Raw genomic sequence first — 15,661 nt, 5'->3', positions numbered from 1 at the left:
GATTCATTGAGATGAAGCTGAAAATATCGCCGAATAAAGTGCGTAAATCTTATGTGATTTTTATTGTTAAATATCGTTCAATCTTAAGCAGCCTGACGCTGAATAAAACCACGAATAAGTTCAGCAATTTTCTCAGGTTGGCTGATGACAGCCCAATGATTCGCATCAAGTTCAGTATATTCGAACTTTTCAACCCACTTCGGCATAGACTCAGTAATATATTCTGGACTAACAAATGCATCATGACGCAATACAATTGCTTGTACTGGGCATTGCGCATAACGTTGGCGTGGTTGAGTTAAAGAAGGAATAAAGTTTGCACGATATAAGTTAATTCCGTATTTACCATCTGCAACAATATTTGCATTTAATGGTAAATCTTGTTTTTTCTCTAATCCATTCAAGATTTTGCCCCATTTTTCTGGACTGAAGAAAGTCCAAACTGTAGGTGCAATGAGTGGTAAATGGAATGCACCGATATACCATGATTTTGTCAGCATTTTCAGAACATTTGCTGGTGCTGATTTAAACTTTTCACGCAAATATAAAGAAGCATGATCTAAGCAAGGCCCAGAGATCGTTGTATAAGACAACAAACGACCTTTAAGTTTAGGCTCAGTTGCCGATTCCCAAGATTGTAATGAACCCCAATCATGGGCTGCCATATGAAAATTACGATTTGGTAAAACTTGATCTACCACTTCTTGTAAATCTAATGACAAACGCGGTAGACGATAGTCTTTGATACGTTTTGGAATAGAAGATAAACCTGCACCACGCACATCATAAGTTACAATAAAATAATGATTGACAAGCTTTTCAATAATTGGCTCCCAAACTTCCTGATTATCTGGATAACCATGTACTAAAACCAATGGTGTTTTTTTCTCATCGCCCCATGTCTTCACACACAGTGTTTGCTGATCAGAAGTTGTGACAGTTTTTACTTGTGGTTGCATAATTTTTCCCATTTTGTTTTCAAGTGGCTTGGTCAACTAAACAGCCATTGCCAGCGATACAATAAAAATGATATTTATGGAGTATGAATAGAGTTATCAGAAAAAAAATTGACCATGAAAAACTTTTTCAGAAAAATTCGAACCATTCCAGCCGTTTCAAAATTTATGATCAATCATTACTCACCCTATCGCGGTGCAGGAATAGCAATTGAAACGATTGATCTCGACAATTATTTCATTCGAATCAAAATGCCGCTTACTCGAAAAAATCGAAATATCGTTGGAACACATTTTGGTGGCAGCTTGTACTCTATGGTTGATCCCTTTTATATGCTTATTTTGATGCATCATTTGGGTAACAAATACATTGTGTGGGATAAAAGTGCTGCAATCAATTTTTTATCACCAGGTCGAAGCACTGTTTATGCTGATATACTGATCAGCGCAGACGAAATTAGCAAAATTAAACGATTAGCTGAAAATCACGAACCTGTACTTCGATCATATACTTTAAATATTGTGGATGAAGCTGGTACTCGGATCGCAGAAGTCGAGAAAACCTTATACATTCGTAGAAAAAAGGCTAAAGCTACTACTTAATCTATACAGCTAGATAAAAAATGCCTGAGAGGAATCACAGGCATTTTTTATTACGAAATTAGAGATTATTTCTTTTCTTGGATGGCAGCACCTGCACCACCACCGATCGCACCACCTATTGCAGCACCAGAATCACCACCTAATAACGCTTTACCTACAACTGAACCAATACCTGCTCCAATAGCACTACTTGTAGTCGTACGGCTACTACCACCTTGGGTATTTGCCCCTACACCAGCACCAGCTGCTGCACCTACACCCGCACCTAGACCACCACCAACATGGTTACCAACACCACCACCTACTGCACCACCCAAGGCTGCTGCACCGATACGCTGGTCTGATGCACTCATATTTTGACAACCTGTAAACATAACCGTTGATATGACTAAAGCAGAAACAACACCAATTGTTTTTTTCATGACGGATACTCTCCTGTTCTGTATGTTAAAAATAATAATCTTCTTTTATGTGGACTTTGATCATGTTATGTAATTTGAGTTAGCTAATGCTTTAATATTTGTAAATTTAAACTCAATCTTAAACCAATAAAAAAAGCACCCGAAGGTGCTTTTTTTGGATCAACTCATAATTAGAATTGATCTGAATTTAACGCTTGACTAAACGCTTGATCAACTTCACTGAAATCATTGTGAAGTTCAAACTCAGCAGCTTCCGCTTCTTGACGACGACGTTCTAGGTGATACGCAAGACCTGTACCAGCAGGAATCAAACGACCAACAACAACGTTTTCTTTCAAGCCACGTAAATCATCTTCTTTACCTGTTACAGCAGCTTCAGTTAACACACGTGTTGTTTCCTGGAACGATGCAGCAGAGATGAACGAGTCAGTAGAAAGCGACGCTTTAGTAATACCCATCAATTGACGTTCAAACTTCGCAGGGAACTTGTTCTGAGCCAAGACAGCTTGGTTCTCTTGAACAACACGGATGTAATCCACTTGTTCGCCTTTAATAAAGCTTGTATCGCCACCATCAGTGATTTCAACTTTACGCAACATTTGACGTACGACGACTTCAATGTGCTTATCGTTGATTTTTACACCTTGGAGACGGTAAACGTCTTGAACTTCGTTCACGATGTAGTTTGTTAAAGCAACTTCGCCTTTCAAACGTAAGATGTCATGTGGGTTTTGTGGACCATCAGAAATGGTTTCACCACGGTTCACATGCTCACCCTCGAACACGTTGATTTGACGCCATTTAGGAATCAACTCTTCGTAGATCTCCGAACCATCATCTGGTGTGATCACTAAACGGTTCTTACCTTTGGTCTCTTTACCAAAGCTTACGATACCAGACACTTCTGCCAAAATCGCATGCTCTTTTGGTTTACGTGCTTCAAACAAGTCTGCAACGCGTGGAAGACCACCGGTAATATCACGAGTACGCGAAGATTCTTGTGGTACACGACCGATTACATCACCCACACCAATCGTTTCGCCATCACGGACAGTCACGATTGTATTTTGTGGCAAGAAGTAGAACTGTTCGCCGCCATCTGTTGTATCCAACACGATCGCAGGACGTAAATCTTTACCAGACGCAGGACGTGCTGTTACTGGCAAGATTTCAACAGTCGTCATACCTGTTGCATCATCAGTCTTAGAGGTAGCAGTTACACCATCAGCGATTTGGCTGAAACGTGCTTTACCCGCAACTTCTGTAACAAGTGGATGTGTATGTGGATCCCAAGTCGCTACGATACCGCCAGCTTCTACAGTCTCACCATCTTTCAACAAGATGCTGGCACCGTAAGGAAGTTTATAACGCTCGCGCTCACGACCTAAGTCATCCGCAATACCAATTTCACCTGAACGAGAAACTGACACTAAGTGACCTTTGGCATGTTGTACAGTTTTCACATTGTGGAAACGTACAGTACCTTTGTTACGTACTTGAACGCTGTTCGCAGCAGAAGTTCGGCTCGCAGCACCACCAACGTGGAACGTACGCATCGTTAACTGTGTACCAGGTTCGCCAATTGACTGAGCAGCCATTACACCCACTGATTCACCTGGATTCACCAAGTGACCACGTGCAAGGTCACGACCATAACAACGAGCACACACACCGAATGTAGATTCACATGCAATTACTGAGCGTACTTTAACTTCATCGACACCCGCTTCTTCAAGCTGAGCTGCGATTTTCTCGTCAATTAACGTACCACGAGGTAATACAACTTCATCATCAGATGCACGACGTACATCTTCAGCAGTTACACGACCTAATACGCGGTCACGTAATGGCTCGATGACATCACCACCCTGAATGAATGGAGTCATCACTAGACCACCACTTGTACCACAATCTGGCTCAGTAATTACTAAGTCTTGTGCCACGTCTACAAGACGACGAGTCAAGTAACCAGAGTTCGCAGTTTTCAATGCAGTATCGGCCAAACCTTTACGCGCACCGTGTGTTGAAATGAAGTACTGGAGTACTGTCAAACCTTCACGGAAGTTCGCTTTAATTGGAGTCTCAATAATCGAGCCATCCGGTTTTGCCATCAAACCACGCATACCTGCAAGCTGACGAATCTGAGCCGCACTACCACGGGCACCAGAGTCAGACATCATATAGATACTGTTGAATGATTTTTGCTTCTCGTCTTCACCTTGTTTGTTTTTCACAAGTGTATAAGACAAGTTATCCATCATTGCTTTAGCAACTTGGTCGTTTGTACGCGCCCAAATATCGACAACTTTGTTATAACGTTCACCAGCAGTTACGAAACCTTGTTCGAACTGTTGTTCGATTTCACGAACTTCTGTTTCCGCTTTGTCAATAATTGTGTGTTTCGTAGGTGGAATTAACATGTCTTCCATACCTACAGATACACCTGAACGAGTCGCTTGACGGAAACCCAAGTACATTAATTGGTCAGCGAAGATAACTGTATCTTTCAAACCAAGTTTACGGTAGCAAGAGTTGATTAACTTAGAGATGTTCTTTTTAGTCATCTCAAGGTTGATCATGTCAAAGCTTAAACCTTCTGGAACAACTTCCCAAAGTAAGCAACGACCTGGTGTTGTATCAACAATAATAGTTTGCTGTTCACGCTCACCATTTTCATTGATAACCGTTTGATGCACACGTACTTTAACACGAGCATGGATCGCAACTTGACCAGTTGCAAGTGCACGGTTTACTTCGTGAGTATCCGCAAACACCATGCCTTCACCTTTCGCGTTTACTGCATCACGAGTGATGTAGTAAAGACCCAAGACAACGTCCTGAGAAGGAACGATGATTGGCTCACCGTTTGCTGGTGACAAGATATTGTTTGTTGACATCATCAATGCACGAGCTTCTAACTGTGCTTCAAGTGTCAATGGAACGTGTACCGCCATTTGGTCACCGTCGAAGTCGGCGTTGAACGCAGCACAGACGAGCGGGTGAAGACGGATTGCCTTACCTTCAATAAGAATAGGTTCAAATGCTTGAAGACCTAAACGGTGAAGTGTTGGCGCACGGTTCAACATTACTGGATGTTGACGAATTACAGATGCAAGAACGTCCCAAACTTCCGGAGTCTCACGTTCAACCATTTTCTTCGCAGCTTTAATGGTTGTTGCTTGACCAGATGCTTGTAGTTTCGCGAAAATAAATGGTTTGAATAATTCAAGCGCCATTTTCTTCGGAAGACCACATTGGTGAAGACGTAAAGTAGGACCTACGGTAATGACCGAACGACCAGAATAGTCAACACGTTTACCAAGTAAGTTTTGACGGAAACGACCTTGTTTACCTTTGATCATATCAGCCAAAGATTTCAATGGACGTTTGTTCGAACCTGTAATCGCACGACCACGACGACCGTTATCAAGCAATGCATCAACAGACTCTTGTAACATACGTTTTTCGTTACGTACGATAATGTCTGGTGCAGCAAGGTCGAGAAGACGTTTCAAACGGTTGTTACGGTTAATCACACGACGATATAGATCGTTTAAGTCTGAAGTCGCGAAACGACCACCTTCAAGTGGTACAAGCGGACGTAAGTCTGGTGGAAGTACTGGAAGTACATTCATCACCATCCATTCAGGCTTATTGTTTGATTCTTTGAATGCTTCCATCAACTTCAAACGTTTAGACGCTTTTTTAAGTTTCGTCTCTGAAGTCGTTTGTGGAATCTCTTCACGTAAACGAGCAATTTCAGCTTCAAGATCGATGTCTTTCAACAAGTCTTGAACAGCTTCTGCACCCATTTTCGCTGTGAATTCATCACCGTGCTCTTCAAGTGCATTGTAATATTCTTCATCCGTTAAAAGTTGATACTTTTCAAACGGAGTCATACCAGGATCAGTAACGACATAAGATTCGAAATATAATACGCGCTCGATATCACGTAATGTCATATCAAGAAGTAAACCAATACGGCTCGGTAATGATTTCAAGAACCAAATGTGTGCAACTGGAGAAGCAAGTTCAATGTGACCCATACGTTCACGACGAACTTTAGCAGTCGTTACTTCAACGCCACATTTTTCACAAATGACGCCTTTATATTTCATACGCTTGTATTTACCACACAAGCATTCGTAATCTTTTACTGGACCAAAGATTTTGGCACAGAACAAACCGTCACGTTCAGGTTTAAAAGTACGGTAGTTAATGGTTTCAGGCTTTTTAACTTCACCGTGAGACCATGACTTAATCATCTCTGGTGACGCAAGACCAATACGGATACGGTCAAATTCAATCGGTGCATGACCTTCTGAATCCGTTTTCTTACGCATGATATCGAGCAAGTCTTTCAATTTTTTTCTCCGTGTGTCAGGAAGCTAGGCTTACCTGACTGGGTCACAAATATTGTTTTTTAACTGAACAACCCTCCCTCAACCCCTCCTTTTCTCAGGAGGGAAGCCCCCACCCTTTTCGAGTGGAAACTAGGAGAATTAATGGCTAATTAGTCACCATTTTTCAGTTCAATGTTGATACCTAAAGAACGGATCTCTTTGGTCAATACGTTGAACGATTCAGGCATACCCGGATCCATATAATGGTTTCCATCTACAATGTTCTTATAGATGCGTGTACGACCTTCGACGTCATCCGACTTCACAGTGAGCATTTCTTGGAGGGTATATGCTGCACCATATGCTTCAAGTGCCCATACTTCCATCTCACCGAAACGCTGACCACCGAATTGTGCTTTACCACCAAGCGGTTGTTGTGTCACAAGTGAGTAAGAACCAGTTGAACGTGCATGCATCTTATCGTCAACCAAGTGGTTCAACTTAAGCATGTACATGTAACCGACAGTTACTGGACGATCAAACTGTTCACCTGTACGTCCATCAAACAAGATTTGTTGACCAGAACGTGGTAACTCTGCAAGCTCAAGTAACTCTTTGATTTGTGACTCTTCAGCACCATCAAATACTGGAGTTGCCAAAGGCACACCAGCACGTAAATTACCTGCAAGCTTCAAGATCTCTTCGTCAGTTAGTGTGTCAAGCTGTTCTTGCTCACCACCCACTTTATTATAAATCTTGTCAAGGAATGAACGTAACTCGGCAATTGTACGTTGTTGTTTGAGCATTTTATCAATCTGCTCACCCAAACCTTTTGCTGCCATACCTAAGTGAGTTTCAAGAATCTGACCCACGTTCATACGCGATGGTACACCGAGTGGGTTCAATACGATATCAACTGGCACACCATTGGCATCATGTGGCATATCTTCAACTGGTAAGATGTTTGATACAACACCCTTGTTACCGTGACGACCCGCCATCTTATCACCAGGTTGGATACGACGTTTAACTGCTAGGTAAACCTTAACAACTTTCAATACACCAGTTGTTAACTCATCACCTGTAGAAAGTTTACGTTTCTTCTCAGCAAATTTTTCATCAATTTCATGGCTCTTTTCTTTCAAGAACACTTGAATTTGAGTTAAACGCTCAGCAATTGCTTCATCTGTTGGTTGGATTTCAAGTAGATCAACTAACTCTAGACCAGACAACATATCTTCTGAAAGCTTCTCACCACGTTTAGTCGAACCACCACCGTTAGATTCTTGACCTTTCAACAAACGAACAATACGCTCACGTGCTGCTTCTTCGAAGATTTTGTATTCTTCTTTCAAGTCTTTACGGTATGCATCAAGCTGAGCTTTCTCAATTGCTTGCGCACGTTCATCTTTTTCTAAACCATCACGTGTGAAGACTTGAACGTCAATTACTGTACCTTTAGTGCCAGATGGAACACGTAAAGATGAATCTTTTACGTCAGCCGCTTTTTCACCAAAGATTGCACGAAGTAGTTTTTCTTCAGGTGTTAACTGAGTTTCACCTTTAGGTGTTACCTTACCAACAAGAATATCACCTGCAGTAACTTCAGCACCGATATAAACAATACCTGACTCATCAAGTTTAGACAGTGCAGCTTCACCGACGTTAGGAATATCAGCAGTAATTTCTTCTGCACCTAACTTAGTATCACGCGCTACACATGACAATTCTTGAATATGAATCGACGTTAAACGGTCTTCTTGAAGCACACGCTCAGAAAGTAAGATCGAGTCTTCATAGTTATAACCGTTCCATGTCATGAACGCGACGCGCATGTTTTGACCTAGCGCAAGTTCACCCATGTCAGTCGATGGACCGTCAGCCAAAATATCGCCACGAGCAACTTTGTCGCCCAAGTTTACGATGACATTTTGGTTAATACATGTATTTTGGTTTGAACGTGTATATTTGATCAGGTTGTAAATATCCACACCTGCTTCACCTGCAATCATTTCATCTTCGTTCACACGAATAACGATACGAGATGCATCAACATATTCAATTACACCACCACGACCCGCGATCACACATACACCTGAGTCGCGTGCTACGTTTGCTTCCATACCCGTACCGACAAGTGGTTTGTCAGCACGAAGTGTAGGAACAGCCTGACGTTGCATGTTCGAACCCATCAATGCACGGTTTGCGTCATCGTGTTCAAGGAATGGAATTAATGACGCTGCAACAGAAACAACCTGCTGTGCAGAAACATCCATATGCGTTACGCGCTCAGGCGACATACGTACGAATTCACCTTGATGACGTACAGAAACCATTTCTTCAGTCAAGTTGCCATCTTTATCCACTGCTGAGTCGGCTTGTGCAATGACAGTGCCTACTTCTTCAATTGCAGATAAATATTCAACTTCATCTGTAACACGACCGTCTACAACTTTACGGTATGGTGTTTCCAAGAAACCGAAGTCATTCGCTTTAGCATAGACAGAAAGCGAGTTGATCAAACCAATGTTTGGACCTTCAGGTGTTTCAATTGGACAAACACGACCATAGTGAGTTTGATGTACGTCACGCACTTCGAAGCCTGCGCGTTCACGTGTCAAACCGCCAGGACCAAGCGCAGACACACGACGTTTATGTGTAATCTCAGATAATGGGTTGTTTTGGTCCATGAACTGAGATAACTGGCTTGAACCAAAGAATTCTTTGATTGCCGCAGCAACTGGTTTCGCGTTGATTAAATCTTGTGGAGACAAGTTATCAGTTTCAGCTTGGCTTAAACGCTCTTTCACAGCACGTTCAACACGAACCAAACCAACACGGAATTGGTTTTCTGTCATTTCACCAACAGAACGTACGCGACGGTTACCCAAGTGATCGATATCGTCGACTTCACCTTTACCATTGCGGATCTCAACTAATGTACGAAGTACATCAATGATATCGTCATGCGATAAAATACCTTCAACTTCACGTGACTTCTGATTAGTACCCACTTCGTAAGGACGACCCAAACGACGGTTAAACTTCATACGACCTACTGGAGAAAGGTCATAACGTTCAGAAGAGAAGAATAAGTTATTAAATAAGTTCTCTGCTGCTTCTTTTGTCGGTGGTTCACCTGGACGCATTACTTTATAGATTTCAACAAGCGCTTCTTCACGACCTGTTGTTGTATCTGCACGTAATGTATCTGCAATGAACGAACCACGATCGATGTCATTAGTGAATAGGATGTTAAATTGTTTAACACCACCTTCAGCCAATTTCACCATAATTTCATGGCTAAGTACGGTATTTGCAGGAATCACATCACCATTCTTAAGTGTGATGTCTTCAGCTGTAATACGCTCATATAAATATTCATCAGGTACAGAAAGCTTAGCTAAGTTAGCTGCTTCCATTTGGCGTACATGACGTGCATTAATACGCTTACCTTGCTCAACGATTGCTTTACCATCGTTGTCCAAGATATCAAATTGCGCCATTTCACCACGTAAGCGATCTGGAACGAGGTCAATTTGATAGCTACCCATATCAAGATATACAGGTACTTTTTCATAGAACAAATTCAAGATTTGTTCATTGCTATAATTTAAAGCACGTAAGATCACAGTCGCCAACAATTTACGACGACGGTCAATACGTACGAAAACTAAATCTTTTGCATCGAATTCAAAATCTAACCATGAACCACGGTAAGGAATGATACGTGCTGAATACAACACTTTACCGCTTGAGTGTGTTTTACCCTTATCATGATCAAAGAATACGCCTGGTGAACGGTGTAATTGAGATACAATTACACGTTCAGTACCGTTAATAACGAAAGTACCGTTGTCGGTCATGAGCGGCATTTCGCCCATGTACACTTCTTGTTCACGAACATCTTTGATTGATTTCGTTTCGCGATCTTTAATGATCAAACGAATTTTTACACGCATTGGTGCCGCATAAGTCGAACCACGTAAAATACATTCACGCACGTCAAACTCGGGTTTACCAAGGCTATACTCAACAAATTCTAAAGCAGCATTGCCAGAATAACTTTCAATAGGAAAAACTGAACGAAATGCGGCTTGGAGACCGATATCTTCGCGATTTTTTGGAGTTTTACCACCTTGTAAGAATGTACGATACGAATCGACCTGAATCGAAAGTAAGTACGGTGCTTCCATTACGTGGGGCAATTTACCAAAATTCTTACGGATCCGTTTCTTTTCGGTATATGAGTATGCCATCTGGAGTCCTCGGAAAGTAAACTAAGCCCGCCTGCAGAACGGGCCTAGAAGGAATTACGCAGGCCGATATGGCCACCACTGTTTACAAATGCTGCAATTTTTAGTGGTATCAAAACGCTTAACAATATTTTTATAAGCAAAAAAATATTGGTAAGCATTTGATTTTATTTGTTTTCTATAAAAATCTGCACAAAATATGCAAAACTAACAAAAAACGAGCCGATTATTGTAACGCAAAAAGGCTGATGACCCAAGAGCCATCAGCCATTTTTTGGAGCCGATTATAAAAAAATCGACTCCCTACAGAATTACTTAAGTGTAACTGTAGCACCAGCTTCTTCAAGCTTCTTCTTAAGCTCTTCGCCTTCTTCTTTAGAAACAGCTTCTTTAAGAACAGCTGGAGCGCCTTCAACAAGGTCTTTAGCTTCTTTAAGACCAAGACCAGTAGCTTCACGAACTGCTTTAATTACAGCAACTTTGTTAGCACCGAAAGAAGTCAACTCAACGTTGAATTCAGTTTGTTCTTCAGCAGCAGCAGCACCAGCGCCTGGAGCAGCAGCAACAGCTACAGCAGCAGCAGATACGTTAAATTTTTCTTCGAAAGCAGAAATTAATTCAACAAGTTCAAGAACTGTTTTTTCAGCAACTGCGTTTAAGATTTCTTCGTTTGTTAAAGCCATGAGAATAACTCCAAATGGATATTGAATGGTGTGAAAATAGGATTAAGCTGCTTCTGACTCGTTTTTCTCTTTGAGCGCTGTAATGAGGCGACCCAATTTCGAAATAGGAGCTTGAAGAACAGACGCAAGCATAGTAAGCGCTTTTTCTTGGTTCGGAAGGTTTGCAATCACACTAACTTCAGCACCTTGATAAACCTTGCCATCAAATGCAGCAGCTTTAAGTTCAAATGCTTTGTTAGTTTTCGCAAATTCTTCGAACAAGCGTGCAGCTGCACCCATGTCATCTTCAGAAGTAGAGAAACCGAGAATGGTTGGGCCAACAAGGTTGTCATTTAAGATATCGAATTGAGTACCTTCTAATGCGCGCTTAGCCAAAGTGTTACGAACGATACGAGTCGTCACACCTAACTTACGAGCTTCAACACGAAGTGTTGTTAATTGCTCTACGCTTGAACCTTGATAGTTAGCCACAACAACAGAAAACGCTTTAGAAGCAACTTCGCTTACTTCTGCAACGATCTGTTTTTTGCCTTCGATAAGAAGAGCCATTGTAAAACCTCCTAACGGTGATTTATGCATCTATAAAGATGCACTCCCAATTCGTAAGCCTTTCGACTTACACGTGGAGGAGGAACAAATCACACCACCACGTCTACTCAGGCTGGTAGATTAAGAAAAATGTTCGAAAACACTTCTCACCTGAGGTCTTTGACGCTGATAAATATTCATTTATCAATTCAAAGTTTGCTCAAACTCTTTTAAAAAAAGAGTCTGAGGCTTTAAAATTCTGTCTAATTACTTAGAAACGTTGTTTACGTCAACAGTAAGACCAGGACCCATAGTTGAGCTTAAAGTGATCTTTTTAACGTATACACCTTTAGAAGTAGCAGGCTTTAATTTTTTCAAGTCTGCAATTAAAGTTTCAACGTTTTGACGTACAGCTTCTTCGCTAAAGCCAAGCTGACCAATCGCAGCGTGGATGATACCCGCTTTGTCAACACGGTAACGTGCTTGACCAGATTTAGCATTTTTAACTGCGTTAGCAACGTCTGGAGTAACCGTACCCACTTTCGGGTTTGGCATTAAACCACGTGGACCAAGAATAGTACCAAGCTTACCAACAACGCGCATTGCATCAGGAGCAGCAATTACTACGTCAAAATCAAGGTTTCCACCTTGAATGCTTTCAGCAAGATCATCAAAACCAACGATATCAGCGCCAGCAGCTTTCGCAGCTTCAGCAGCAGCACCTTGAGCAAATACTGCAACACGTACAGTTTTACCTGTACCTGCTGGTAAAGTAGTCGCACCACGAACAACCTGATCAGATTTACGTGGATCTACGCCAAGGTTTACAGCGATATCTAAAGATTCTTTGAACTTCGCAGCTGGAAGGCTGTTAAGAACTTGTACTGCTTCTTCCAAAGTATAAACTTTGTTTGCTTCTACAGCAGCAGCAATGGCTTTTTGACGTTTAGTTAACTTTGCCATGTCTTATAGCTCCACTTCCAAGCCCATAGAACGTGCAGAACCAGCAATGGTACGCACACGAGCGTCTAAATCAGCACCAGTTAAATCTGGTTCTTTAGTAGTCGCAATCTCTTCTAATTGAGCACGAGTCAACTTACCAACTTTAGTTTTGTTAGGTACAGAAGAACCCTTTTGAATACCAGCAGCTTTCTTAAGAAGAATAGATGCAGGTGGAGTTTTCATGATGAAAGTGAACGACTTATCGTTGTACACAGTGATCACGACAGGAATTGGCAAACCAACTTCAAGTTTTTGTGTAGCAGCATTGAATTCTTTACAGAATGCCATGATGTTTACACCACGTTGACCTAAAGCAGGACCAATTGGTGGAGATGGATTCGCTTTACCAGCTGGAACTTGCAGCTTGATATAGCCGTCAATCTTCTTAGCCATTGAAATTACCTCTGGGTACAGACGCCGTTAGGCTCCCCAAAAAAATAAGTAACGCCGAAACATTACAACAACAATGCCCGATCAAATCGGGCGCTTTTCAAACAACTGAAATTAAACTGTTTTTTCGACTTGTCGAAATTCAAGTTCAACTTGAGTTGGTCGATTAAATACATTAATCGTCAACGTTAAACGTGACTTTTCGTACTGAACTTCCTCCACGACTCCTTTAAAGTCAGTGAACGGACCATCAATAACGAGCAATTCTTCACCTGGTTCAAACATCGTCTTAGGACGCGGTGCCTCACCAGTATTACGTACACGAGCAAGAATCGCATCAGCTTCACGTTGTGTGATTGGCGCTGGTTTTTCTGGCGTACCACCGATAAAACCAAGAACCTTTGGACATTCTTTTACAATGTGCCAAGTATCATCATTCATTTCCATTTCGACTAACACATAGCCTGGAAAGAATTTACGTTCAGATTTACGTTTCTTACCATCCTTCATTTCAACTACTTCTTCAGTAGGAACCAGGACTTCACCAAAGCTGTCAGCTACCGTGCTACGTTGAATACGTTCATTAAGCGAACGCAACACTTGTTTTTCAAAGCCCGAATAGGCATGAATAATATACCAACGTTTCATGGCGCTCTTACCCGATAATTAACTTAATAAACCAACCTAACCCATAATCAAAGCACCACAACACTAGAGATGCAATAATTACTACCAAGAGCACCTGCCACGAAGTGGTGATCGTCTCTTGTTTCGTCGGCCAAGTCACTCGACGCAGTTCAATTCGTGCATCTTGCAACAAGCGCACAAAGCCTTTACCTTGATGGGTGGCGTATAATAAACCTAAAGCGACAACGATACAAGCCAAAATTACCCCAACGCGCACCCAAATATCATTTGCAGGCGCCCAATAGGCAGGTAAATGCTGATTTACCAATGCAGAACCGATTAGCAAAGCAATAGCAACCAACCACAGGACAGCATCCAATGGCGAACCTGAACTTACAACTTCTGCATTATTTCTTTGAGGGATTGGCGCGTCGCTTAATGCGTCACGCGATTTATCATTCGACATTTTTTTACTCGTCGTTGAATTCGCGACTTATTATATGACAACTTAGCCAGAATCAAGCTTTTTTATTTAAAAAAAGTGGCAGGCCAGGAGGGACTCGAACCCCCAACATTCGGTTTTGGAGACCGACGCTCTACCAATTGAACTACTGACCTATTAAGCAAATCGAAAGCCGAAGCTTCCGATTTGAGTGTAACACAGTATTGGGCTTATGCAGTTACTTTAGCAACAACACCAGCACCTACAGTACGACCACCTTCACGGATCGCAAAACGTAGACCTGGGTCCATTGCGATCGGGTGGATTAACTCTACTGACATTTCTACGTTGTCACCAGGCATTACCATTTCTACGCCATCTTGTAATTTGATCGCGCCAGTTACGTCAGTTGTACGGAAGTAGAACTGTGGACGGTAACCGTTAAGGAATGGAGTATGACGACCACCTTCTTCTTTAGAAAGTACGTATACTTCTGCATCGAATTTAGTGTGTGGCTTGATTGTACCTGGTTTAGCAAGTACTTGACCACGTTGTACGTCTTCACGCTTAGTACCACGAAGTAAGATACCACAGTTCTCACCCGCACGACCTTCGTCAAGAAGTTTACGGAACATTTCAACGCCAGTAACTGTAGTCGTTTGAGTATCACGGATACCAACGATTTCAACAGACTCACCAACTTTGATGATACCAGCTTCTACACGACCAGTTACTACTGTACCACGACCAGAGATAGAGAATACGTCTTCGATTGGCATCAAGAATGCTTTATCGATTGCACGCTCTGGTTCTGGGATGTAAGAATCAAGCGCTTCTACAAGTGCAAGAACAGAAGCTTCGCCGTAAGGGCCGTCGTTACCGTTTAATGCTTGAAGAGCTGAACCACGGATGATTGGAGTGTCATCACCTGGGAAGTCATAAGTAGAAAGAAGTTCACGAACTTCCATTTCTACTAATTCAAGTAATTCTTCATCATCAACAAGGTCACACTTGTTTAAGAATACGATGATGTAAGGTACACCGACCTGACGAGAAAGAAGGATGTGTTCACGAGTTTGTGGCATTGGACCATCAGTCGCAGCACATACAAGGATCGCGCCGTCCATCTGAGCAGCACCAGTAATCATGTTTTTAACATAATCGGCGTGGCCCGGGCAGTCTACGTGAGCGTAGTGACGGATTGGAGAATCGTATTCTACGTGTGATGTATTAATTGTAATACCACGTGCTTTTTCTTCAGGAGCAGAGTCGATTTGTGAGTAATCTTTCGCTTCACCGCCGTAAGTTTTTGCACAAATTGTTGCAATCGCAGCAGTTAAAGTTGTTTTACCATGGTCAACGTGACCAATTGTACCCACGTTTACGTGTGGTTTATTACGTTCAAACTT

12 protein-coding genes and 1 tRNA gene are annotated in these 15,661 nt (G+C 42.0%); 1 reads left to right on the top strand and 12 read right to left on the bottom strand.

From position 1 onward, the window contains the following. Positions 1 to 83: 83 nt before the first annotated feature. On the bottom strand, positions 84 to 959 hold the full coding sequence (locus MKL32_RS04430; RefSeq protein ID WP_005403551.1) for an alpha/beta fold hydrolase: 876 nt from the start codon (positions 957 to 959) through the stop codon (positions 84 to 86). A 114-nt stretch (positions 960 to 1,073) separates the two neighbouring features. Here MKL32_RS04430 and MKL32_RS04425 point away from each other — a divergent pair, with 114 nt between their 5' ends. After that, entirely contained in the window at positions 1,074 to 1,559 is a 486-nt protein-coding gene (locus tag MKL32_RS04425; RefSeq protein WP_270900259.1) for a DUF4442 domain-containing protein, read from the top strand. Between the two features lie 65 nt (positions 1,560 to 1,624). Here the strand turns inward: MKL32_RS04425 and MKL32_RS04420 are convergent, their stop codons facing one another. The 11 genes from MKL32_RS04420 to tuf form a co-directional block, all read right to left on the bottom strand. Beyond that, on the bottom strand, positions 1,625 to 1,981 hold the full coding sequence (locus MKL32_RS04420; protein WP_004916926.1) for a hypothetical protein: 357 nt from the start codon (positions 1,979 to 1,981) through the stop codon (positions 1,625 to 1,627). 170 nt (positions 1,982 to 2,151) lie between these two features. Further along, a complete protein-coding gene (gene rpoC / locus MKL32_RS04415) occupies positions 2,152 to 6,345 on the bottom strand; it encodes a DNA-directed RNA polymerase subunit beta' (protein WP_039047955.1) in 4,194 nt (1,397 codons plus the stop codon). A 149-nt stretch (positions 6,346 to 6,494) separates the two neighbouring features. Continuing rightward, on the bottom strand, positions 6,495 to 10,583 hold the full coding sequence (gene rpoB / locus MKL32_RS04410; RefSeq protein ID WP_126131707.1) for a DNA-directed RNA polymerase subunit beta: 4,089 nt from the start codon (positions 10,581 to 10,583) through the stop codon (positions 6,495 to 6,497). A 308-nt stretch (positions 10,584 to 10,891) separates the two neighbouring features. Further along, positions 10,892 to 11,263, bottom strand: a complete 372-nt coding sequence (gene rplL / locus MKL32_RS04405) for a 50S ribosomal protein L7/L12 (RefSeq protein WP_004916934.1) — start codon at positions 11,261 to 11,263, stop codon at positions 10,892 to 10,894. A gap of 42 nt (positions 11,264 to 11,305) precedes the next feature. Beyond that, on the bottom strand, positions 11,306 to 11,812 hold the full coding sequence (rplJ, locus tag MKL32_RS04400) for a 50S ribosomal protein L10 (RefSeq protein WP_004957403.1): 507 nt from the start codon (positions 11,810 to 11,812) through the stop codon (positions 11,306 to 11,308). 246 nt (positions 11,813 to 12,058) lie between these two features. Continuing rightward, positions 12,059 to 12,754, bottom strand: a complete 696-nt coding sequence (rplA, locus tag MKL32_RS04395; RefSeq protein WP_004916940.1) for a 50S ribosomal protein L1 — start codon at positions 12,752 to 12,754, stop codon at positions 12,059 to 12,061. Between the two features lie 3 nt (positions 12,755 to 12,757). Then, entirely contained in the window at positions 12,758 to 13,186 is a 429-nt protein-coding gene (gene rplK / locus MKL32_RS04390) for a 50S ribosomal protein L11 (RefSeq protein WP_004637639.1), read from the bottom strand. A gap of 111 nt (positions 13,187 to 13,297) precedes the next feature. Next, complete coding sequence (nusG, locus tag MKL32_RS04385) at positions 13,298 to 13,831, bottom strand: transcription termination/antitermination protein NusG (RefSeq protein ID WP_004916944.1); 534 nt, start codon at positions 13,829 to 13,831, stop codon at positions 13,298 to 13,300. A gap of 7 nt (positions 13,832 to 13,838) precedes the next feature. Beyond that, a complete protein-coding gene (secE, locus tag MKL32_RS04380; RefSeq protein WP_004674339.1) occupies positions 13,839 to 14,276 on the bottom strand; it encodes a preprotein translocase subunit SecE in 438 nt (145 codons plus the stop codon). A 76-nt stretch (positions 14,277 to 14,352) separates the two neighbouring features. Beyond that, positions 14,353 to 14,428: transfer RNA gene (locus MKL32_RS04375), tRNA-Trp, on the bottom strand. A 54-nt stretch (positions 14,429 to 14,482) separates the two neighbouring features. Beyond that, a partial coding sequence (gene tuf / locus MKL32_RS04370) for an elongation factor Tu (protein ID WP_017397316.1) occupies positions 14,483 to 15,661 on the bottom strand: 1,179 nt, incomplete at its 5' end.

Origin of the sequence: Acinetobacter sp. AOR34_HL (genome assembly GCF_027854795.1) — a bacterium.
GTDB classification, from domain to species: domain Bacteria; phylum Pseudomonadota; class Gammaproteobacteria; order Pseudomonadales; family Moraxellaceae; genus Acinetobacter; species Acinetobacter junii.
This window is presented reverse-complemented; position numbering and strand designations above follow the sequence as displayed.

Excerpts from the sequence above, each read along its gene's own strand:
- rpoB (WP_126131707.1), bottom strand. The coding sequence starts at position 10,583 with ATGGCATACTCATATACCGAAAAGAAACGGATCCGTAAGAATTTTGGT.
- MKL32_RS04425 (WP_270900259.1), top strand. The coding sequence starts at position 1,074 with ATGAAAAACTTTTTCAGAAAAATTCGAACCATTCCAGCCGTTTCAAAA.
- MKL32_RS04420 (WP_004916926.1), bottom strand. The coding sequence starts at position 1,981 with ATGAAAAAAACAATTGGTGTTGTTTCTGCTTTAGTCATATCAACGGTT.
- rplJ (WP_004957403.1), bottom strand. The coding sequence starts at position 11,812 with ATGGCTCTTCTTATCGAAGGCAAAAAACAGATCGTTGCAGAAGTAAGC.
- rplK (WP_004637639.1), bottom strand. The coding sequence starts at position 13,186 with ATGGCTAAGAAGATTGACGGCTATATCAAGCTGCAAGTTCCAGCTGGT.
- nusG (WP_004916944.1), bottom strand. The coding sequence starts at position 13,831 with ATGAAACGTTGGTATATTATTCATGCCTATTCGGGCTTTGAAAAACAA.
- rplL (WP_004916934.1), bottom strand. The coding sequence starts at position 11,263 with ATGGCTTTAACAAACGAAGAAATCTTAAACGCAGTTGCTGAAAAAACA.
- secE (WP_004674339.1), bottom strand. The coding sequence starts at position 14,276 with ATGTCGAATGATAAATCGCGTGACGCATTAAGCGACGCGCCAATCCCT.
- MKL32_RS04430 (WP_005403551.1), bottom strand. The coding sequence starts at position 959 with ATGCAACCACAAGTAAAAACTGTCACAACTTCTGATCAGCAAACACTG.
- rplA (WP_004916940.1), bottom strand. The coding sequence starts at position 12,754 with ATGGCAAAGTTAACTAAACGTCAAAAAGCCATTGCTGCTGCTGTAGAA.